22 protein-coding genes and 1 pseudogene are annotated in these 19,305 nt (G+C 66.8%); 16 read left to right on the top strand and 7 right to left on the bottom strand.

What is annotated here, in order from left to right; all coding sequences use genetic code 11:
• The first annotated feature begins 22 nt into the window (after positions 1-22).
• Positions 23-625, top strand: coding sequence for a histidine phosphatase family protein (locus tag ACQ86A_RS13875; RefSeq protein ID WP_431277579.1), 603 nt, complete (start codon positions 23-25; stop codon positions 623-625).
• Here ACQ86A_RS13875 and ACQ86A_RS13870 read toward each other — a convergent pair.
• Positions 622-1,116 carry a GNAT family N-acetyltransferase gene (locus ACQ86A_RS13870; protein WP_431277578.1) on the bottom strand — a complete coding sequence of 165 codons (495 nt, stop codon included), beginning with the start codon at positions 1,114-1,116 and terminating at the stop codon, positions 622-624. The two genes, ACQ86A_RS13875 and ACQ86A_RS13870, sit on opposite strands and share 4 nt — an antisense overlap.
• A gap of 81 nt (positions 1,117-1,197) precedes the next feature.
• On the opposite strand from ACQ86A_RS13870, the gene dapB reads away from it, so the two are divergent.
• Together dapB and ACQ86A_RS13860 are read left to right on the top strand one after the other, a co-directional pair.
• Positions 1,198-1,980, top strand: coding sequence for a 4-hydroxy-tetrahydrodipicolinate reductase (dapB, locus tag ACQ86A_RS13865; protein ID WP_431277577.1), 783 nt, complete (start codon positions 1,198-1,200; stop codon positions 1,978-1,980).
• Positions 1,977-2,432 carry a hypothetical protein gene (locus tag ACQ86A_RS13860; protein WP_431277576.1) on the top strand — a complete coding sequence of 152 codons (456 nt, stop codon included), beginning with the start codon at positions 1,977-1,979 and terminating at the stop codon, positions 2,430-2,432. The genes dapB and ACQ86A_RS13860 overlap by 4 nt, the downstream gene beginning before the upstream one ends.
• Positions 2,433-2,465: 33 nt before the next feature.
• Here ACQ86A_RS13860 and ACQ86A_RS13855 read toward each other — a convergent pair whose 3' ends face one another.
• From ACQ86A_RS13855 to ACQ86A_RS13835, 5 genes are all read right to left on the bottom strand, one after another.
• A complete protein-coding gene (locus ACQ86A_RS13855; RefSeq protein ID WP_431277575.1) occupies positions 2,466-2,783 on the bottom strand; it encodes a DUF1731 domain-containing protein in 318 nt (105 codons plus the stop codon).
• A complete protein-coding gene (locus ACQ86A_RS13850) occupies positions 2,780-3,364 on the bottom strand; it encodes an NAD-dependent epimerase/dehydratase family protein (protein WP_431277574.1) in 585 nt (194 codons plus the stop codon). The genes ACQ86A_RS13855 and ACQ86A_RS13850 overlap by 4 nt, the downstream gene beginning before the upstream one ends.
• 3 nt (positions 3,365-3,367) lie before the next feature.
• Entirely contained in the window at positions 3,368-3,793 is a 426-nt protein-coding gene (locus ACQ86A_RS13845; RefSeq protein WP_431277573.1) for an OsmC family protein, read from the bottom strand.
• A gap of 139 nt (positions 3,794-3,932) precedes the next feature.
• Positions 3,933-4,409, bottom strand: coding sequence for a DUF4395 domain-containing protein (locus ACQ86A_RS13840; protein WP_431277572.1), 477 nt, complete (start codon positions 4,407-4,409; stop codon positions 3,933-3,935).
• Positions 4,393-4,836, bottom strand: a complete 444-nt coding sequence (locus ACQ86A_RS13835) for a TlpA family protein disulfide reductase (RefSeq protein ID WP_431277571.1) — start codon at positions 4,834-4,836, stop codon at positions 4,393-4,395. The genes ACQ86A_RS13840 and ACQ86A_RS13835 overlap by 17 nt, the downstream gene beginning before the upstream one ends.
• A gap of 96 nt (positions 4,837-4,932) precedes the next feature.
• Between ACQ86A_RS13835 and dapA the strand changes: the two genes are divergently transcribed.
• From dapA to dapF, 13 genes and pseudogenes are all read left to right on the top strand, one after another.
• Positions 4,933-5,910, top strand: coding sequence for a 4-hydroxy-tetrahydrodipicolinate synthase (gene dapA, locus ACQ86A_RS13830; RefSeq protein ID WP_431277570.1), 978 nt, complete (start codon positions 4,933-4,935; stop codon positions 5,908-5,910).
• A gap of 65 nt (positions 5,911-5,975) precedes the next feature.
• Complete coding sequence (locus tag ACQ86A_RS13825) at positions 5,976-7,652, top strand: ribonuclease J (RefSeq protein WP_431277569.1); 1,677 nt, start codon at positions 5,976-5,978, stop codon at positions 7,650-7,652.
• Positions 7,653-7,704: 52 nt separating this feature from the next.
• Positions 7,705-8,196, top strand: a complete 492-nt coding sequence (locus ACQ86A_RS13820) for a GNAT family N-acetyltransferase (protein ID WP_431277568.1) — start codon at positions 7,705-7,707, stop codon at positions 8,194-8,196.
• Between the two features lie 59 nt (positions 8,197-8,255).
• Positions 8,256-11,039, top strand: a pseudogene (locus tag ACQ86A_RS13815) (DNA translocase FtsK 4TM domain-containing protein).
• Between the two features lie 5 nt (positions 11,040-11,044).
• Positions 11,045-11,668, top strand: a complete 624-nt coding sequence (pgsA, locus tag ACQ86A_RS13810) for a CDP-diacylglycerol--glycerol-3-phosphate 3-phosphatidyltransferase (RefSeq protein WP_431277567.1) — start codon at positions 11,045-11,047, stop codon at positions 11,666-11,668.
• Positions 11,669-11,788: 120 nt separating this feature from the next.
• Positions 11,789-12,166, top strand: a complete 378-nt coding sequence (locus tag ACQ86A_RS13805; RefSeq protein ID WP_431277566.1) for a CinA family protein — start codon at positions 11,789-11,791, stop codon at positions 12,164-12,166.
• 154 nt (positions 12,167-12,320) lie between these two features.
• Complete coding sequence (locus tag ACQ86A_RS13800) at positions 12,321-12,632, top strand: helix-turn-helix domain-containing protein (RefSeq protein ID WP_163290993.1); 312 nt, start codon at positions 12,321-12,323, stop codon at positions 12,630-12,632.
• A 101-nt stretch (positions 12,633-12,733) separates the two neighbouring features.
• Positions 12,734-12,958 (top strand): DUF3046 domain-containing protein, encoded by a 225-nt coding sequence (locus ACQ86A_RS13795; protein ID WP_431277565.1) that lies wholly within the window; start codon positions 12,734-12,736, stop codon positions 12,956-12,958.
• A gap of 183 nt (positions 12,959-13,141) precedes the next feature.
• Positions 13,142-14,215, top strand: coding sequence for a recombinase RecA (recA, locus tag ACQ86A_RS13790; protein ID WP_431277564.1), 1,074 nt, complete (start codon positions 13,142-13,144; stop codon positions 14,213-14,215).
• A 240-nt stretch (positions 14,216-14,455) separates the two neighbouring features.
• The gene (locus tag ACQ86A_RS13785) at positions 14,456-15,118 is read left to right on the top strand and encodes a regulatory protein RecX (protein WP_431277563.1); all 663 of its coding nucleotides are present in this window, start codon (positions 14,456-14,458) and stop codon (positions 15,116-15,118) included.
• Between the two features lie 94 nt (positions 15,119-15,212).
• Positions 15,213-16,814 carry a tRNA (N6-isopentenyl adenosine(37)-C2)-methylthiotransferase MiaB gene (gene miaB, locus ACQ86A_RS13780; protein ID WP_431277562.1) on the top strand — a complete coding sequence of 534 codons (1,602 nt, stop codon included), beginning with the start codon at positions 15,213-15,215 and terminating at the stop codon, positions 16,812-16,814.
• Positions 16,811-17,737 (top strand): tRNA (adenosine(37)-N6)-dimethylallyltransferase MiaA, encoded by a 927-nt coding sequence (gene miaA / locus ACQ86A_RS13775; RefSeq protein WP_431280449.1) that lies wholly within the window; start codon positions 16,811-16,813, stop codon positions 17,735-17,737. The genes miaB and miaA overlap by 4 nt, the downstream gene beginning before the upstream one ends.
• Before the next feature lie 2 nt (positions 17,738-17,739).
• Complete coding sequence (gene dapF, locus ACQ86A_RS13770; protein ID WP_431277561.1) at positions 17,740-18,621, top strand: diaminopimelate epimerase; 882 nt, start codon at positions 17,740-17,742, stop codon at positions 18,619-18,621.
• Between the two features lie 6 nt (positions 18,622-18,627).
• On the opposite strand, the gene ACQ86A_RS13765 is transcribed toward dapF, so the two are convergent.
• The gene (locus tag ACQ86A_RS13765) at positions 18,628-19,242 is read right to left on the bottom strand and encodes a class I SAM-dependent methyltransferase (RefSeq protein WP_431277560.1); all 615 of its coding nucleotides are present in this window, start codon (positions 19,240-19,242) and stop codon (positions 18,628-18,630) included.
• Positions 19,243-19,305 lie beyond the last annotated feature (63 nt).

Raw genomic sequence — 19,305 nt, 5'->3', positions numbered from 1 at the left:
CTTCACGCGAAAGGCCCCAACGGTGCCCCACTATCTCTACCTCGTCCGCCACGGAGAACAGCAGGACGCTGAGCACGGCCTCCCCGACGGCCCCCTCTCACCGCGGGGCAAGCGGCAGGCTCAGCTGATCGCGGAGCGTCTGGGCGGGATCCCGTTCACCAGCATGTATCACTCGCCGCTCAACCGAGCCGCCGAGACCGCGGCGATCATGGCCGAGCGGATGCCCGCCCTCACGCCCGAACCGTCGAGTCTACTGTTCGACTGCATCCCCTCTGGTCCGACGCCCGACATGCCGAAGGCGTTCGAGTCGTTCTTCGGCGCCGTCACCGCCGCCGAGATCGAGGCCGGACGCGCGCAGATGGGGGATGCGGTCAACGAGTTCCTGACGCCCGCTCGCGGCGATCGCCACGACCTCCTGATCACCCACAATTTCGTGATCGGCTGGTTCGTGCGGCACGTCTTCGACGCCCCGGAGTGGCGCTGGCTGGGACTGAACCAGGCCAACTGCGGACTCACGATCATCCGGGTGCGGTCGGCGAAGCCTCCCGTGCTGGTCGTCCATAACGACCTCGGGCATCTCCCGGTAGAGCTGCGAACCGGTCTCCCGGAACTGCAGCCGGTCTAGAACTTCTTACGGAACCAGTTGGTGGCGTTCGGGTTGTCGTTGTAAGGCTGGATGTCCTCATAGCCGTGGCTGCGGTACAGCCCGCCTGCCGCTTCCAGGCTGGCGTTCGTGTCGAGGACGACCTCGGTGGCGCCGAATCCGCGGGCGCGATGCTCGAGTTCTTTGAGGATGGTGCGGCCCAATCCGAGCCCACGACTGGTCGGCGTCACCCACAGGTGCTTCACCTCGTAGCGGACGACCGGGATCTCCGGCTCGGTGTCTGAGAGAGGCACCTTGAGCTCGCGCACTCCGCCGCACCCGACGGCCGGGCCATCGTCGTCGTACGCGAGCAGGAACACACCAGTCGGCGGCACGAACTGCGACGGGTCGGGGAAGTTCGTGCGATACGCGCCCTGGCTGGCCGGAAAGCTGGCTGCGCGCTCGGCGAAGTACTCCGACAGCATGCGGTGGGCTGTCGCATCCGTGACTGAAACGTCGGCAAATGACACCATCTGCCCAGCGTACTTGGGGCCCCGCACAGCACCGGAAGCGCGGCACGGGTTTCGTGCAGACGCTGCAGGTAGATTGGGTGGGTGAGTATTCGTGTTGCCGTCGCTGGTGCGACCGGAAAGCTGGGATCCGTTGCCGTACGGCTCATCGAAGCGGCCGACGACCTCGAACTCGTCGCCCGTCTCGGCTCGCGCTCGCCGCTCGAGGACATGCTCGGCGCCGACGTGCTCGTCGACATGACGCTCCCGGCCGTCAGCCCCGACATCGTGGCATTCGCCGTCGACAACGGGATGAAGGTGCTCGTCGGGACCTCAGGATGGTCGGCCGACCGCATCCTGGACCTCGAGCGTCGCGTGGCCGCTCACGAGGGCAGCGGTGCTGTCGTCATCCCCAACTTCTCGCTCGGCTCGGCACTCGGCACGGCCTTCGCAACGGTCGCGGCGCGCTTCTTCGACTCCATCGAGATCATCGAGGCGCACGGCGAGGGCAAGGTCGATTCTCCGTCGGGGACCGCGGTGCGCACCGCCGAGCTCATCGGTGCGGCGCGTGCCGATCGCGGGCCGGTCGACGCCCCGCACACCGACCAGCGAGCGCGCGGCCAGCAGGTGGCGAGCGTGCCGATCCACAGCATGCGGATGCGCGGCGTTGTCGCCCAGCAGCAGGTCGTCTTCGGCGGGGCGGGAGAGACGCTCACCATCCGTCACGACACCGTCGGCTCGCAGTCGTACGAGGCCGGTATCCTGCTCGCGCTCCGGGCCGCAGCATCCGAAACCGGGGTCACTGTCGGTCTCGACAAGCTCGTCGACCTCGGGATCGCCGAACCGAACGGCGAACCGCCCCGGCCGACGGTTCGAGAGAACGCGTGAGAAACCGCATCGCCGCCATCGTGATGGCGGTCATCCTCGCCGTGTACCTCGTGCTCGTGTTCGAGCGCGCCGCGATGCTGATGGCGACCGGCATCCTGGTCGCGGTCATCATGGGAGTCGCTCTGCTCGTGCTGCCGCTCATCGCGGCGTGGGCGATCGGCCGCGAGTTGCTGTTCGGTGCGCGCACCGAGAAGCTCGTCAAGATCCTCGACGCCGAAGGCGCCCTCCCGGTCGAGGAGTTGCCGCATCGGGCGAGCGGTAGACCGCTCCGGGATGCGGCCGACGAGGACTTTCCGAAATACAAGGCCGAGGTCGAGGATGCGCCGGCCAGCTGGCGGGCGTGGTTCCGGCTAGGGCTGGCCTACGACGCATCCGGAGACCGTCGGCGCGCACGCTCGGCGCTCCGCGAATCGATCCGGCTCTACCGCGCTGAGCAGCACGCGAAGGTGTGAGTCAGCCCTGGCGGCGGCGCTGCGACCGGGCGATCAGCTCGCGTGCGCGCCGACCAGCCAGGTCATCGCATCCTGAACCGTTGTGTCAGTGAAGACGAACCCGTCGTCGAGCAGTTTCTGCGGAACGACCTTCTGGCTTGACAGCAGCAGCTCGTGGCCGGCATCGCCCAGGGCCAGCTCGATGACCTTCTCGGGCACCGGGATGCCGTACGGCCGGTGCACGGCTTTCGCCAGCGCACGCAGCACGGCATCCGCCGTCGCCGGAGTGGGTCCCGCGATGTTCACGGGCCCGGACACCTTGGACGCGGTGAGCAGATGGACGATGGCAGCGGCCTCGTCGCGCAGGCTCACCCAGGGCCAGTGCTGGCCTCCGCCGCCGATCGGGCCGAGAAGTCCGAGCTTCGCGAGGGGAGCAGCGGCTTCATCGCTCCGCCACGGCCGACCACGAGTCCGCTTCGCACGGTGGCGACTCTCGTCTTCTCGGGGGCGAGGTGCGCGGCCGTCTCCCAGGACTCGACGAGGTCGGACAGGAATCCGGAACCCTTGATGGAGGACTCTGTGAGCTTCTGGCCTGGCCTGTCCCCGTAGAACCCGACCGCCGATCCGCTGACGAAAACGGTCGGGGGATGCGCGGCCATCCGCATCGCGTCCGTCAGCGTGTGCGTGGCATCGAGCCGCGACGACAGGATCTGCCGCTGATACGACTTCGTCCACGGCAGTCTGCTGAGGGTGGCGCCGGAGAGGTTGACCACAGCATCGGCCCGGTCCATCAACGTGAAGTCGATCATGCGGGCGGCGGGCGCCCAGTGGTACTCACCGGCAGCGCGGGGCTGTCGTCTGACGAGTTTCAGGACCTCGTGCCCGGCGGCCTCCAGCTGAGCGGTCAGCTCGCTGCCGATCATGCCGGAGGCTCCGCCGATGAGCACTCGCATGACTCAGGCCAGGCGCGCTTCGATGGTGATCGGGATGCCCACGAGGGCTCGCGACACGGGGCAGGTCGACTTCGCCTCGTCGGCCAGACGCTGGAAGTCTTCTCCGGAGAGGCCGGGAACGGTGGCGTCGACCGACAGGTGGCTGCCGGTGATCCCCTGGGCAGGGTCGAACGTCACGGCAGCGGTCGTCTGCACGCTGTCGGGCGGGGTGCCGAAACCGGCGAGGATGTTCGAGAGGGCCATCGAGAAGCAGGCCGCGTGCGCTGCGCCGAGCAGTTCCTCGGGGGTTGTGATCGACGTGGAGCCCTCAGACCGTGCCTTCCACGACACCGGAAGCTCAGCGGCGTGCGATGAGTCGAGGGTAACGGTGCCCGACCCCGATTTGAGGTCGCCGTTCCAGACTGTTGTCGCTTTGCTCGTTACTGCCATGGAGACCTCCGAATCACATGCCGCCGACGATTTCGGCGACAGTTTCTTCAGCCTACTGGCGTGCCACGACACCGGCCGTGGCGCTCGGAGGATTCCCGGGAAGGCCCTCCGCGAGCATGAGGCGGTCGTCGACCAGCCGTCAGGCGGCCGTCGCGCCGCGTCGCCGGATGACACGTGCGCGCACAAGGAGCAGATAGATCTGGCAGCCGAGGCAGTACCCGAACACCGAGTTGAGGAAGGCCGCGACGAAGGCCAGGGACGCCGCGATCGGAAGCACGAACGGAACACCGGCGAGGTGCAGCACGAGCCCGACCGCGGTCACGAAGAGCCCGACACCTTGAGCGAACGTCGGCGGTGCGGGGTCTTCGCGTTCGGTCGGCGGTGCCAGTCGTGGGCGGATGACCTTGCGGAACAGCAGACCGTACGGATGCCGCTGGATGCCCGCGAAGGCACCCCACGCAAAGAGCAGCGCGATTACCAGCAGCAAGACGAAGGCGGCGGTCGTGGCGCCCACGAGGCCGAGGAACACGTCGATGAGCAGGAGCACGGCCGTGATACCGGCGCCGAAGCGCGGCGACCGGGGATCGATGCCGGCTGAGTCAGTTGGTGCGGACATGCGGGCTCCTGAGGAGGTCGTCGAGGGTGGAGCGCACATCGTCGACGCGCGCGGCGCCGCCGATTCGTGCGCGAACGGTCCCCGCCCCGTCGAGGATGAGCGTGGTCGGGGTCTGCAGGATGCCGAAGCGGTTGGCCAGGTCAGGCCGATGGGTCAGGTCTATCTCTCGGTGCGCGACCCCGGCGCGCTCGCCCTCGATCTCGGCGAGGACCCGCGCGGTGGCGCGGCACGGCGCACAGAACTCGGTGGAGAACTGGAGAAGCGTGGCGTTCGTACCGAACGAGGCAGCGCCCACCTCGTGAGCCGTGATGCGTTCGTTCGATCTTGAGGTGCGAACACGACCCGTGCGGGAACGCCAGACGAGCCCGGCTCCGGTCGCCGCTGCGACCAAGCCGAGCAGCACCGCCAGCGCCGCGAAGCCGTTCATGATGGGGCGAGACTACGCGCGGGCGACCGGGCGTTCGGGAGTGTGACCGAAGATTACGGAGAGCGGCGCGGGACGGCGACCCGATAGCCTGGAGCCATGTCGAACTCCGCGAATCCGTTCGGTCAGGTGCTGGTCGCCCTGGTCACCCCGTTCACCGCCGATGGCGAAGTGGATTGGGCCGGAGTCGAGAAGCACATCGACGACGTCATCTCGGCCGGCGCCGACGGCATCGTCGTCACCGGCACCACGGGGGAGACCTCGACGCTCACCGACCAGGAGAAGCTCCGTCTGGTCGAGGTGGGCAAAGACGTGGCGGCGGGCCGCGCCAAGATCATCACCGGCGGTGGCTCGAACGAGACCGCGCACGCCATCCAGCTCTATCAGCAGAGCGAGAAGGCCGGCGCCGACGGCGTGATGATCGTCACGCCGTATTACAACAAGCCGACACAGGCGGGCATCCTGACTCATTTCCGGATGATCGCCGACTCGACCGATCTTCCGGTCATCCTGTACGACATCCCGGGCCGCACCGGAGTCCCGATCAAGTACGAGACCATCCTCCGGATCGCGAAGCACCCGAACGTGCTGGCGATCAAGGATGCGAAGGGCGACTTCAGCGAGGTCAGCCGCGTGCTCAACCAGACCGATCTGCTCTATTTCTCCGGCGACGACGCCAACGTGCTGCCGCACCTCGCCATCGGCGCGAGCGGCCTCATCGGAGTCACGGCCAACATCGCCCCCCGGCCGTACCGGCAGATCGTGGATGCGGTCAACGCCGGCGACCTGAAGACCGCCACCGCCGCGCACCAGCAGCTCGAGCCGCTCGTGCGCGCCGTGATGACCCACGTTCCCGGAACGGTCGCGGCCAAGTACATCCTGCACGGTCTCGGCCGCATCTCCAGCCCGCGCGTGCGCCTGCCGCTCGTCGGTCCGGAGGAGTGGGAGGCCGCGCAGATCGAAGACGAGCTCGACCTGGTCAAGAACATCCCAGGCGTCGACTTCTCCAACTTCCGACCCGATCGCAACGCCGCCGCCGGTGGCGCACTGCCGAAGATCGCCGGAACAACACGCTAGGGGCCGCGCCACTGCACGGTCCGCACCATCGGCGCTGAGGCGCCCGCACATTGCAAGGAGGGCACATGCCCAACCTCGTCTCCGATCCGCCCGCCCTCGAACCGGGCACCCTGCGGATCATCCCCACGGGCGGTCTCGGTGAGATCGGCCGCAACATGACCGTGTTCGAGTATGAGGGCAAGATCCTCATCGTCGACTGCGGAGTGCTCTTCCCCGAAGAGAACCAGCCGGGTGTCGACCTGATCCTCCCCGACTTCGCGCCGGTGCGAGACCGCCTTGACGACATCGTCGGCGTGGTGCTCACGCACGGTCACGAAGACCACATCGGCGCGGTGCCGTACCTGCTCAAGCTGCGAGCGGACATCCCTCTGATCGGCTCGGGGCTCACCCTGGCCCTGGTCGAGGCGAAGCTCAAGGAGCACCGCATCCAGCCGTACAGCCTCACTGTGAAAGAGGGGCAGACCGAGAAGCTCGGTCCTTTCGACCTCGAATTCGTCGCGGTCAACCACTCGATTCCGGATGCGCTCGCCGTCGCGATCACCACGCCCGCCGGCGTCGTGCTGCACACGGGCGACTTCAAGATGGATCAGCTCCCGCTCGACAACCGGCTCACCGACCTTCGCGCGTTCGCGCGGCTCGGCGAGAAGGGAGTCGACCTGTTCCTGGCCGACTCGACCAACGCGGACGTTCCCGGGTTCACCCCGCTGGAGCGCTCGATCGGACCGGTTCTCGACAACGTGATCGCCCGCGCTCCGCGCCGAGTGATCGTCGCCAGCTTCTCCAGCCACGTGCACCGCGTGCAACAGGTTCTGGATGCGGCCCACGTCAACGGCCGTCGCGTCGCCCTGCTCGGTCGCTCGATGGTGCGCAACATGGGCATCGCCGCCGACCTCGGCTATCTCAAGGTGCCCGAGGGCGTGCTGATCGACTACAAGAAGGCCGCCGACCTGCCCGACGACGAGATCGTCTACATGTCGACCGGTTCGCAGGGAGAGCCGATGGCCGTGCTCGCCCGAATGGCCAACCTCGACCACCAGATCGAGGTGGGACCTGGCGACACCGTCATCCTCGCCTCCAGCCTCATCCCGGGTAACGAGAACGCGGTCTACCGGGTGATCGACGGCCTCACCAAGCTGGGTGCGAACGTCGTGCACAAGGGCAACGCGAAGGTGCACGTCTCGGGGCACGCCGCCGCAGGCGAACTGCTCTACTGCTACAACATCCTGAAGCCCAAGAACGTGATGCCCGTGCACGGCGAGTACCGGCACCTCGTCGCGAACGCCAAGCTGGCGATCGACACCGGCGTTCCGGTGGAGAACACGATTCTCGCCGAAGACGGAACGGTCATCGACCTGCGCGGCGGCGTCGCCCGGGTCGTCGGCCAGCTTGACCTCGGGTTCGTCTACGTCGACGGCTCGAGTGTCGGCGAGATCACGGATGCAGACCTCAAGGACCGCCGCATTCTCGGTGAAGAGGGCTTCATCTCGATCATCGTCGTCGTCGAGGCCGCCACCGGGCGCATCGTCACCGGCCCCGAGATCCACGCCCGCGGATTCGCTGAGGACGACGCCGTGTTCGACGCCGTCAAGCCGAAGATCGCTGCGGCGCTCGCGGATGCGGCACACAACGGCGTCCGCGACTCGCACGCGCTCTCGCAGGTCGTGCGCCGCACGGTCGGTCGCTGGGTCAACACGAGCTATCGGCGTCGCCCGATGATCGTCCCCCTCGTGATCGAGGCGTGATCGCCTCCGCAGTGAAATACGCGCGAAACACCCGATCCGGTAACGTTTCGGCATGAACGCGTTCCAGATCCGTGCGGCGACGAGCGAGGATGCGCGTTTTCTCAGCGACATGCTCGTGGAGGCGTCGAACTGGAACGTGGCTACCTCGCGCCCCCGCATCGCGGTGCTGGAGGATCCGAAGGTCACCCGCTACATCGCCGGCTGGCTGCGGCCGGGTGACTTCGGTTCCGTAGCCGAGGACCAGAACGGTGTTCCGATCGGAGCGTGCTGGGGACGACTGTTCCCCGCCAACGCTCCGGGCTACGGTTTCGTCGCGTCCGGCGTCCCCGAGCTCACACTCGGGGTGAACACGCAGTGGCGCGCACGCGGCGTCGGCCGGGCGCTGCTTCAGGCGGTCGCCCGACAGGCGGCGCTCGCCGGCCATGCGCGGGTGAGTCTGAGCGTCGAGCGCGCGAACTTCGCCCAGCGCCTCTACATAAGCGAGGGCTACGTCACCGTCGAGTCGGGGGAGAACTCCGACACGATGGTGCGCGCCGTCCACTGATTTTCCACAACCCAGCGCGGTAACCACGCGATGCCGGGGGCTCGAAGTAGCGTGTATCCATGGCTACGAGCACCAAGTCGACATCGCGCGCCCGGAACACCTCCGGCCGCGGTGGGTCGACCGCGCGTAAGCCGGCCACCAAGACGGCAACCCAGAAGACGGTGGCCTACCCGGCGGCCGGCTCGGGAAAGAACCCCTTCGTCAAGGCATGGATGGGCCTTGCCCATCTCACCGGCGCGGCCTTCCGTGCCCTCGGGCCCGAGAAGTTCGAGAAGGAGGAGCGCCGCGACGGCTTCCCTTCTTCCTCGTCCTGCTGGCGATCGCCGGCGCGATCGTCGAGTGGTTCCTGCTCAACGACCAGGTTGCACGCACGCTCGACGCATGGACGTTCGGCCTGCTGTTCGGCCGGGTCGCGTTCGCACTGCCGGTGGTCATGGTGTTCTTCGCAGCCTGGCTGTTCCGGCATCCGAGTTCCGTGCACGACAACACACGCATCGGGATCGGGCTCTCGATCCTGCTGCTGACGGTCTCTGGACTCTGCCACCTCTTCAGCGGCCATCCTTCTCCCAGCGACGGAACGGCGAAACTCGCCGAGGCAGGCGGAGTGCTCGGCTGGCTGCTCGCGGCGCCCCTGTCTCTCATCATCACCCCGTACGGCGCGGGGGCGGTCATCATCGTCCTGCTCCTGCTCAGCCTCTTCATCATCACCAAGACTCCGCCGAACAAAGTGGGCGTTCGCGTGCGCGAGCTCTATGCGTATCTCTTCGGTGCACAGCTGGCCACCGAAGAGGAACGCCAGGCCGCCAAAGAGGCGAAGACGGCCCAGGTCGAGCTCGACGGCGTCGACGACGAGCCGGTCGACGACGGAAACCTCCCTGGTGGCGCCGCAACAAGTCGCAGCGGGAGGAGGATCCCGCGTACGACTCGCCCGTCATCGTCGACGGTCTCACCGAGGTCTTCGGTGATGCCGGGCAGGGCAAGGGCGAGTTCGCGAGCGCGCTCGAGCCCGATCCGTCGAGCGATCACTACAACACCGAGGTGCTGAGCGAGCTCGCTCTGGCCGAGGATGCGGTCAAACGCTTCACGGGCGAGGTCGCCCTGGGCGGCGCCCACCCCACCGGCCTGCAGTCGGATGGTGTCGCATCCGGTGCGCCCGCGGTCCTCCCTGGATTCTCTGCGGGCGTCCCTGAGTTCGACGAGTCGGCGGCCACGCCGCCCACCGTCGACGAGCCCGCCGCGCCGTACCGTCTGCCTGCCGCCACGATGCTCTCCGCGGGCACGCCCGCCAAGGTCCGTTCCGGTGCCAACGAAGACATCGTGAAGGCGATCACCGAGGTGCTCGACCAGTTCGGCGTGGATGCGAAGGTCACCGGATACTCGCGCGGACCGACGGTCACGCAGTACGAGATCGAGCTCGGCCCCGGCGTGAAGGTCGAGCGGGTGACGGCGTTGAGCAAGAACCTCTCGTACGCCGTGGCCAGCAACGAGGTGCGCATCCTGTCGCCCATCCCGGGCAGGAGCGCGATCGGCGTGGAGATCCCGAACACCGATCGCGAGATCGTCTCGCTCGGTGATGTGCTGCGGTCGTCGGCCTCGGTGAAGAGCGTGCACCCCATGACGATCGGCGTCGGCAAAGACGTCGGCGGCGGATTCGTCGTCGCGAACCTCGCGAAGATGCCCCACCTCCTCGTCGCGGGCTCGACCGGGTCGGGTAAGTCGAGTTTCGTGAACTCGATGATCACGAGCCTCCTGATGCGGGCGAAGCCGTCCGACGTGCGCATGGTGCTGATCGACCCGAAGCGCGTCGAGCTGACCATCTACGCAGGTGTGCCGCATCTGATCACCCCCATCCTCACGAGCCCGAAGAAAGCGGCCGAAGCGCTGCAGTGGGTCGTGAAAGAGATGGACATGCGGTACGACGACCTGGCGAGCTTCGGCTTCCGCCACATCGACGACTTCAACAAGGCCGTCGTGAACAACGAGATCGTGCTTCCGGCGGGCAGCGAGCGCAAACTGAAGCCGTATCCGTATCTGCTCGTCGTGGTCGACGAGCTCGCCGACCTGATGATGGTCGCGCCGCGTGACGTCGAGGACTCGATCGTGCGCATCACCCAGCTCGCACGAGCATCCGGAATCCACCTCGTGCTCGCCACCCAGCGGCCGTCGGTCGATGTCGTGACCGGTCTGATCAAGGCCAATGTGCCGTCTCGGCTCGCATTCGCCGTGACGAGCGTCACCGACTCCCGCGTCATCCTCGACCAGCCCGGCGCCGACAAGCTGATCGGACAGGGCGACGGCCTCTTCCTGCCGATGGGCGCGTCGAAGGCTGTTCGCGTCCAGGGCGCGTGGGTCAACGAAGCCGAGATCCAGAAGGTCGTCGATCACGTGACCCGACAGGCCAGGCCGGAGTACCGGCAGGATGTGGCGGCACCGGCCGAGCGCAAGCAGATCGACTCCGACATCGGTGACGACCTCGAGCTGCTCCTCGCTGCCGCCGAGCTGGTCGTCTCCACGCAGTTCGGCTCGACCTCGATGCTGCAGCGCAAGCTCCGCGTCGGCTTCGCCAAAGCCGGACGCCTGATGGACCTGCTCGAGTCGCGGGAGATCGTCGGCCCGTCCGAGGGTTCGAAGGCGAGGGATGTGCTGGCTACGGCCGAGCAGCTCCCGTCCGTTCTCGCGAAGTTGCGCGGCGAAGACTCCGCACCCGCGGCGGCGACACCGAACAGGGGCAACGCCGACGAGGACCAGTACGGGGAGACCCTGTCGCCCGCATGACCGAGGGCTATCCTGAGGTGGAAGGCGACTCGAACGAAGACGCCTGGCAGCTGACCGACAGGGAGTAGATCGCATGTCGGTGCCCGACACGCCCCCGCCGGCCACGACCGGGGGCAGTACGCCTCGCGCGAGCAACTGGAACGTGCCGAACATCATCACCGTCGTGCGCATCCTGCTCGCCCCGCTGTTCATCTGGATGCTGCTCGCCGATGCCGGCGACGACGGCTGGCTGCGGTGGGCCGCTGCCGTGCTCTTCGTGCTGGCCATCGCCACCGATGGCGTCGACGGCGCGATCGCCCGCCGCAACAACCTCGTGACCGAGCTGGGCAAACTGCTCGACCCGATCGCTGACAAGGTGCTCACGGGCGGAGCGCTCATCGCGCTCTCGATCCTGGGCGAGCTGCCCTGGTGGGTGACCATCGTCATCCTGGTGCGCGAGATCGGGATCACGATCTATCGCTTCGTCGTCATCCGGCAGGGCGTGATCGCTGCCTCTCGTGGTGGCAAGCTGAAGACGATCGTGCAGTCGGTCGCCATCAGTCTCGCGCTCTTCCCGCTCTGGACGATCTTCGGCGACTGGGTGTATTGGGTCAACGGAATCGTGATGACCGTCGCGGTCATCCTGACGGTGTTCACGGGTTTCGACTACCTGTGGCAGGCCTGGAAGGGACGTCGTGCCCGGCGTGCCGTCGCCTGATCTCACCGCACGGGTCATCGCACACCTCGCGGACCGAGGGCTGACCATCGCCGCAGCCGAGTCGCTGACCGGGGCGGCCTGACGGCCGAGCTCACGCGCATCCCTGGAGCCTCCGCCCCGGTGCTCGGGGGAGCAGTCGTGTACTCCACCGCGCTCAAGCACTCGCTGCTCGGCGTCGACGCGGAGCTGCTCGACGCGGAAGGTCCCGTGCATCCCGAGGTCGCCCGCCAACTGGCCCAGGGCGTGCGCGAGAAGCTCGCGGTCGACGGCAGGCCGGCCGACTTCGGCGTCTCGACGACGGGTGTCGCGGGTCCTGATCCTCAGGGCGGACGAGCCGTGGGGACGGTCTTCGTGGGGCTCGCGACTGCGGACTCCGCCCGGGTCGTTGAACTTCGGCTCTCAGGCTCTCGCGAAGAGATTCGGCGCCGAGTGATCGAAAGCGCTGTTCGGGAACTCGCCCTGGACCTCGGAATCGACCCGTCATCCGACCCGATGTAACGCGCGGGAATACCCCCTGTTTCGGGTCTGTTACATCTAGCGCATTCACAAGAAAAGCCCAGTCGTCGTCATTATCGTTAGATCATGGATGCGTGTAGTGTTGGCATCCCGAATCGAAGGTCGACACAGCGGCAGGGTTGAAAAGGAGGCTCCAATGATTCTTGTACGTCAGGAAATCGGCGACGTGCTCAGGGACTTCCGCCTGCAGAAGGGGCGCACGCTCCGTCAGGTAGCCAGCAAGGCCAGTGTGGCCCTGGGTTACCTCAGCGAGGTGGAGCGTGGCCAGAAAGAGGCCTCGTCCGAGATCCTCGCGTCGGTCGCAGATGCGCTCGACACGCCCATCTCGGTCATCATGCGCGAGGTCGGCGACCGGCTCGCCGTGCTCGAAGGCATCGAGCCCATCATCCCCGACACGATCCCCGACGAGTTCGTGGCCGCCATGGATGCGGACCTCGTCACTCGCTAGAGAGAACGACAACGAACGCTCCGGATGCTCCGGGGCGTTTTTTGTTGGTCTCGGCACGGCACGTGCTCATCAGTGTCAGCACCGGTTCTTAGGATGGATCCATGAAGTTGAGTGAGTTCCAGCGCGCGCTCGTCGACGAGTTCGGCAGCCAGTACGGCAAATCGCTGGCGTCCGATCTCGTGCTCGGCGAACTCGGCGGTCGTACGGCGTTCCAGGCGATCGAAGCGGGTGTTCCGACCCGCGAGGTCTGGCTGGCGCTCTGCCGCGAGATGGGCGTTCCGCAGTCGCACTGGTACGGCGCGGGCAAGCCCGCGCCCAAGCGCTGATCGGGTCTTGTAAGTCGCGACACGCCGCATCGGCGCACTCGAAGGTATGTTCGGATGTTGCTAGGCTCCTCCACAACGGCAATCGAAAACGGGTTATCCACAGAAGCCGTTTCGCCCGCGTCGAGTGTCAGTGCTCACGCGTACAGTCGATCTCGTTAGCGAAGCCGAAGAAGGAGAACCGCAATGCCATCAGCCGCCGATCGTGAGAAGGCTCTCGAGACTGCGCTTGCGCAGATCGACCGCCAGTTTGGCAAGGGCTCGGTCATGCGACTGGGCAGCGACGAGCGAGCGCCCGTCGAGGTCGTTCCCACCGGATCGATCGCACTCGATGTCGCGCTCGGCATCGGGGGACTCCCGCGCGGCCGCATCGTCGAGATCTACGGGCCGGAGTCATCGGGTAAGACCACGCTGACCCTGCACGCGATCGCCAACGCGCAGCGCGCCGGCGGAATCGCGGCCTTCATCGACGCCGAGCACGCGCTCGACCCTGAGTACGCCCGCAAGCTCGGCGTCGACATCGATGCCCTCCTCGTCTCGCAGCCCGACACGGGTGAGCAGGCGCTCGAGATCGCCGACATGCTCGTGCGAAGCGGTTCCATCGACCTCATCGTCATCGACTCCGTGGCAGCACTCGTGCCCCGCGCAGAGATCGAGGGCGAGATGGGTGACTCGCACGTCGGTCTTCAGGCCCGCCTCATGTCCCAGGCCCTACGCAAGCTCACCGGTGGGCTCAGCCAGACCAACACCACCATGATCTTCATCAACCAGTTGCGCGAGAAGATCGGTGTCTTCTTCGGAAGCCCCGAGACCACCGCCGGTGGAAAGGCGCTCAAGTTCTACGCCTCGGTGCGCCTCGACATCCGCCGCATCGAGACGCTGAAAGACGGCACCGACGCGGTCGGCAACCGCACCCGCGTCAAGGTCGTCAAGAACAAGATGGCTCCGCCCTTCAAGCAGGCCGAGTTCGACATCCTCTACGGCGTCGGCATCTCCCGCGAGGGAAGCTTGCTCGACTTCGGTGTCGAGCACGCGATCGTCAAGAAGTCGGGTGCGTGGTACACCTACGAGGGCGATCAGCTCGGCCAGGGCAAGGAGAACTCGCGTAACTTCCTGATCTCCAACCCCGACATCGCAGCAGAGATCGAGAACAAGATCCTCGTCAAACTCGGCATCCACGCCGACCCGAATGCGGTCGCAGCACCGGTCGACAACGTCGGGTCCATCGAAGAGAAGCTGCAGGCTCGAAAGGGGGCGTAGGGCTCGCATCGAGCTCGGGGGCTCGCATTGAGCTCGGGGGCTCGCATCGAGCTCGAACTGGGAGGGGAGAGCATGGTGGTGAGCTTTCCGCCGGAGACGCCGGACGAGGCGTCCCGCGGGGCGGAGTCAGCGTTTGAGTCCGAGACCGAGGAACACCTCGCTCCTGTGACGTATCTGAGTGGCGCCCGCCGCTCGGACGCGTCGCAGGGGAGCCGTCCCGATCGATCGCGCGATGAAGGGATGAGCGATCACCCGTCCGCGCGTCAGGCAGCGCGAAAAGTAGTCGCGTTCCCGGCCGTGCCCGGCCTGCACGAGAGTGGATCCGTCTCGGGTTCTGACGCCGACTTCGACTCCGAGGCTGACACGGAGGCTGACGGAGAACGCCGCGGACAGAACAAGGCTGAGTCGTCGGCCGAGAAGCAGGCCAGACGGGCTGCCAACGTCTCACTCGCCCAGCTCGCACGGCGCGGCATGTCACGGTGGGAGCTGGAGCAGGTCCTGGCCAAACGCGAGATCGACGCAGACGTCGCGAGTGCACAGCTCGATCGGCTCGAAGACTCCGGCCTTCTCGACGAGGAGGGCTTGGCCGACTCGCTCGTCTTCAGCCTGCACTCACGCAAGGGTCTCAGCCGGTCGGCCATCGCCCAAGAGCTCAAACGTCGACACGTCGATCCTGCTGCCATCGAGCGAGCCCTGGATCAGATCGAAGACGACGAGGAGCAGCTCCGCGCGACCGAGCTCGCCATCAAGCGCGTTGGGCAGCTTTCGAGCTACGACGACGAGACCGCGAAGCGTCGGCTCCACGGCTTCCTCGCACGCAAGGGCTACAGCTCGGAGATCGTCCGTCACGCGATGGATGCCGCCCTTGCGACCCGAAGCAAGCGCGGGGTGCGATTCCAGTAACGTTGGCGGCCACTAGCGTCGGCGGCGGGGCCGACAGTCGGCCTCGTCAGCCGGAGTCGAACGCGCAGCCGGGCGAACGTAAACTAGTGCCACTATGAGCATCACCGAAGAGCGCACCCTCATTCAGCCGTCGGCCGCGGCCGTCGACGCGAGCGGGCGGGCACGCACCTACGAGGTCCGCACCTACGGCTGCCAGATGAACGTGCACGACTCGGAGCGCCTGAGCGGTTCGCTCGAGGCGGCCGGATACGTTCCCGCCAACGGCGACGAGGCCGACATCGTCGTGATAAACACCTGCGCGGTCCGCGAGAACGCCGACAACAAGCTCTACGGCAACCTCGGACATCTGGCCTCGGTGAAGAAGCGTCACGAGGGCATGCAGATCGCCGTCGGCGGCTGCCTCGCCCAGAAAGACAAGAACGTCATCCTCGAGAAGGCGCCCTGGGTCGACGTGGTGTTCGGAACCCACAACATGGGGTCCCTGCCGAGCCTCCTCGAACGCGCACGTCACAATGACGCCGCCGAGATCGAGATCCTCGAAGCGCTCGAGACCTTCCCCTCGACACTCCCGACCAAGCGCGACTCCAGCTACAGCGGCTGGGTCTCCATCTCGGTCGGCTGCAACAACACCTGCACGTTCTGCATCGTCCCGTCGCTGCGCGGCAAAGAGAAGGACCGTCGACCCGGGGAGATCCTCAGCGAGATCCAGGCCCTCGTCGACGACGGAGCGATCGAAGTGACACTGCTCGGCCAGAACGTCAACTCCTACGGCGTCGAGTTCGGAGACCGCCAGGCGTTCGGCAAGCTCTTGCGCGCGGCCGGCGAGATCGACGGGCTCGAGCGCATCCGGTTCACCAGTCCACACCCGGCCGCCTTCACCGACGACGTGATCGACGCGATGGCCGAGACCGACTCCGTCATGCCGCAGCTGCACATGCCGCTGCAGTCGGGGTCGGACCGCATCCTGAAGGCCATGCGCCGTTCCTACCGCTCCGAGAAGTTCCTCGGCATCCTCGACCGTGTTCGTGCCAAGATGCCGGATGCAGCGATCAGCACCGACATCATCGTCGGCTTCCCGGGAGAGACCGAAGAGGACTTCCAAGAGACTCTGCGCGTCGTTGAGAAGGCACGATTCGCCACCGCGTTCACCTTCCAGTACTCGATCCGTCCGGGAACGCCGGCGGCGACCATGGAGGACCAGGTCCCCAAGGAGATCGTCCAGGAGCGCTACGAACGGCTGATCGCGCTCCAGGAGCGCATCTCGCTCGAAGAGAACCAGAAGGTCATCGGCCGGGAGGTCGAACTGCTGGTCGCCAACGGCGAGGGTCGCAAGGACGCAGATACACACCGCCTCAGCGGTCGCGCCCACGACAGCCGTCTCGTGCACTTCGAGGTTCCTGCAGGTTCGGACCTTCCCCGGCCGGGCGACGTGGTCACCGTGACGGTGACACAGGCGGCGCCATTCCACCTGATCGCCGACTCAGCGGACGGGGCGCCGCTGCGCATCCGTCGCACCCGGGCGGGCGACGCGTGGGACCGTGCCGAAGCCGAGTCGTGCGCCGTTCCGGTAGCGGACGGCGCGACAGGCAAGGGCCGGGTCTCGCTCGGACTTCCGACCCTCCGCGTCGGCGAGCCCCTGACCACTCCGGGCGTCGGGACGATGCCGATCTACGACCCGACGGATGGCCTGCGCTGACCGAGATCATCGCCATCGTCGGTCCGACCGGCACAGGAAAGACCGACCTCTCGTTGACCCTCGCCGAGCGGCTCCGAGACCAGGGCCGCTCGGCCGAGGTCGTCAACGCGGACGCGATGCAGCTCTACCGCGGAATGGACATCGGCACCGCCAAGATCTCGCCATCCGAGTGGCGCGGCGTGCCGCACCATTTATTCGACGTGCTGGACGTGACCGACGAAGCAACTGTGGCCCGGTACCAGCCCCAGGCGAGAGACGCGATCGAGGACATCCTGGATCGCGGGGCGGTGCCGATCCTCGTCGGAGGCTCCGGCCTCTACGTGTCGAGCGTGATCTTCGACTTCCGGTTTCCGGGAACCGACCCCGTACTGCGCGAGCAACTGGAGGCCGACCTCGTGACGCACGGTCCGGGCATCCTGTACCAACGGCTGCTGCAGGTCGACCCGGCGGCCGCCGCGAACATCGGTTCGAGCAACGGTCGGCGCCTTGTTCGGGCTCTCGAGGTCGTCGCGCTCACCGGGGAACCGGTGAGCGCGTCCCTGCCCGATGAGCCGGTACCGTGGCGTCCCGTGACGGTGCTCGGGCTCAACGCGCCGCGGGAGGAACTGACCGCGCGCCTCGACGCGAGGGTGGAGCGGATGTGGGAGCGGGGCCTGCTCGACGAGGTCGAGTCTCTCATCCCGCGCGGCCTCGAACGCGGCGTCACCGCGAGCCGTGCGATCGGCTACGCCCAAGCCCTCGCGGAGCTGCGCGGCGAACTCACCCGGGCGGACGCGATCGCGCAGACGCAGCAACTCACCCGCCGCTACGCACGCCGACAGGTCAGCTGGTTCAAGCGCTACCCGGGCATCCACTGGCTCGCCTACGACGACCCGGCGCTCGGCACCACGGCTCTCGGCGCCGCGCCGCTCGATAGGCTGTGAGCATGGCGATCACGCTCAGCTTCACCAAAGGCCACGGCACCGGAAACGACTTCGTCCTGTTCTCCGACCCAGACGGTCTCATCGACCTGAGCGCCAGCCAGATCGCCGAGATCTGCGACCGGCACTTCGGCGTCGGCGCCGACGGGATCATCCGCGCGGTGCGCTCGAAGCATCTGCCGGAGGGCGTCGAGGCGCTTGCCGAAGACGAGACCGCCGAGTGGTTCATGGACTACTACAACGCCGACGGCTCCGTCGCCGAGATGTGCGGCAACGGCATCCGTGTATACGTGCGCTACCTGATCGAGTCGGGCCTCGTCGAGCTGGCGGACGGTGACACCCTCGCGATCGGCACCCGCAGCGGTGTTCGGGATGTGCAGCGCACGTTGACCGGATTCCAGGTGGACCTCGGCCGGTGGGCTCTCGACGGAGGTGAACCGCTCGTGCGAGCGAAGGAGCTTCCGGTGGCACGGCCGGGGCTCGGGATCGACGTGGGCAACCCGCACGTCGTGGTCGCGGTCGCCGACGACTCAGAACTCGATGCTGCCGATCTCTCGTACATCCCGCACATCGAGCCGGAGCCCGAAGACGGCGCGAACGTGGAGTTCGTCGTGCCGCGCGACCCGCTGGTGAAAGACGGGGTCGGGCGCATCCGGATGCGCGTGCACGAGCGCGGAAGCGGCGAGACGTTGTCGTGTGGCACCGGAACGGCAGCGGCCGCGCTGGCCGTACGCTACTGGGCCGGCCGAGGCGCGCCCAACATGTGGCGAGTGGATGTTCCGGGCGGCACAGTCAACGTGCGGATGTTCCCGACGGAGGACGGCGAGCACGTCGCGCTCTCGGGGCCGGCCGAGCTCGTCTACACGGGCACGCTCGAACTCGCCTGAGGCAGGTCAGTCTTCGCCGCGACGGGCACGAAGCACGCGATACCCCTTGGAGGTCGCTGCACGTGTGGTGTTCAGTTCGGGGAACGTGGTCTGCATCCAGCGGTGCAGGGAGTCTGACCCGAGGTTCCGCTGAACGACGAGCCACGCATCCGAGCCGGGCTCGAGGCGGGGCATCCACTTCTGCAGGAGGTTGTGCAGCTCGTTCTTGCCCACCCGGATCGGCGGATTCGACCAGATGGTCGTGAAAAGAACTTCATCGGGAACATCATCGGGCAGAGATGTGTTTACATTGGTGAGACCGAGCTTCTGCGCGTTTCTGCGCACCACATCCAATGCTCGGGTATTGACATCAACGGCCCAGACGGTCGAATGAGGGGATTCGAGAGCAAGTGTGAGAGCCAGAGGCCCCCAGCCGCATCCGAGGTCCAGAAGCTGACCACCGGGCGGCGCGGAGGGGACATGGTCGAGGAGCACTCTCGTACCCGTATCGATGCGCTCGGGGCTGAAGATGCCGTTCGCGGTCGTCAGATCGTACGTCTGTCCAGCAAGGCGGACGGTGATCGGCCGGAGCTTCAGTTCGCTCTCGGGCGCCGAGGAAAAGTAGTGATCTCCGCTGGCCATAAGAGGACCGTACAGGACACCAAAGGACAAGGGCCAACTCGCTAGACTATTGGCCGGATTCAG

This window comes from Leifsonia poae (assembly GCF_050632195.1).
GTDB lineage: Bacteria > Actinomycetota > Actinomycetes > Actinomycetales > Microbacteriaceae > Leifsonia > Leifsonia poae_C.
This window is presented reverse-complemented; position numbering and strand designations above follow the sequence as displayed.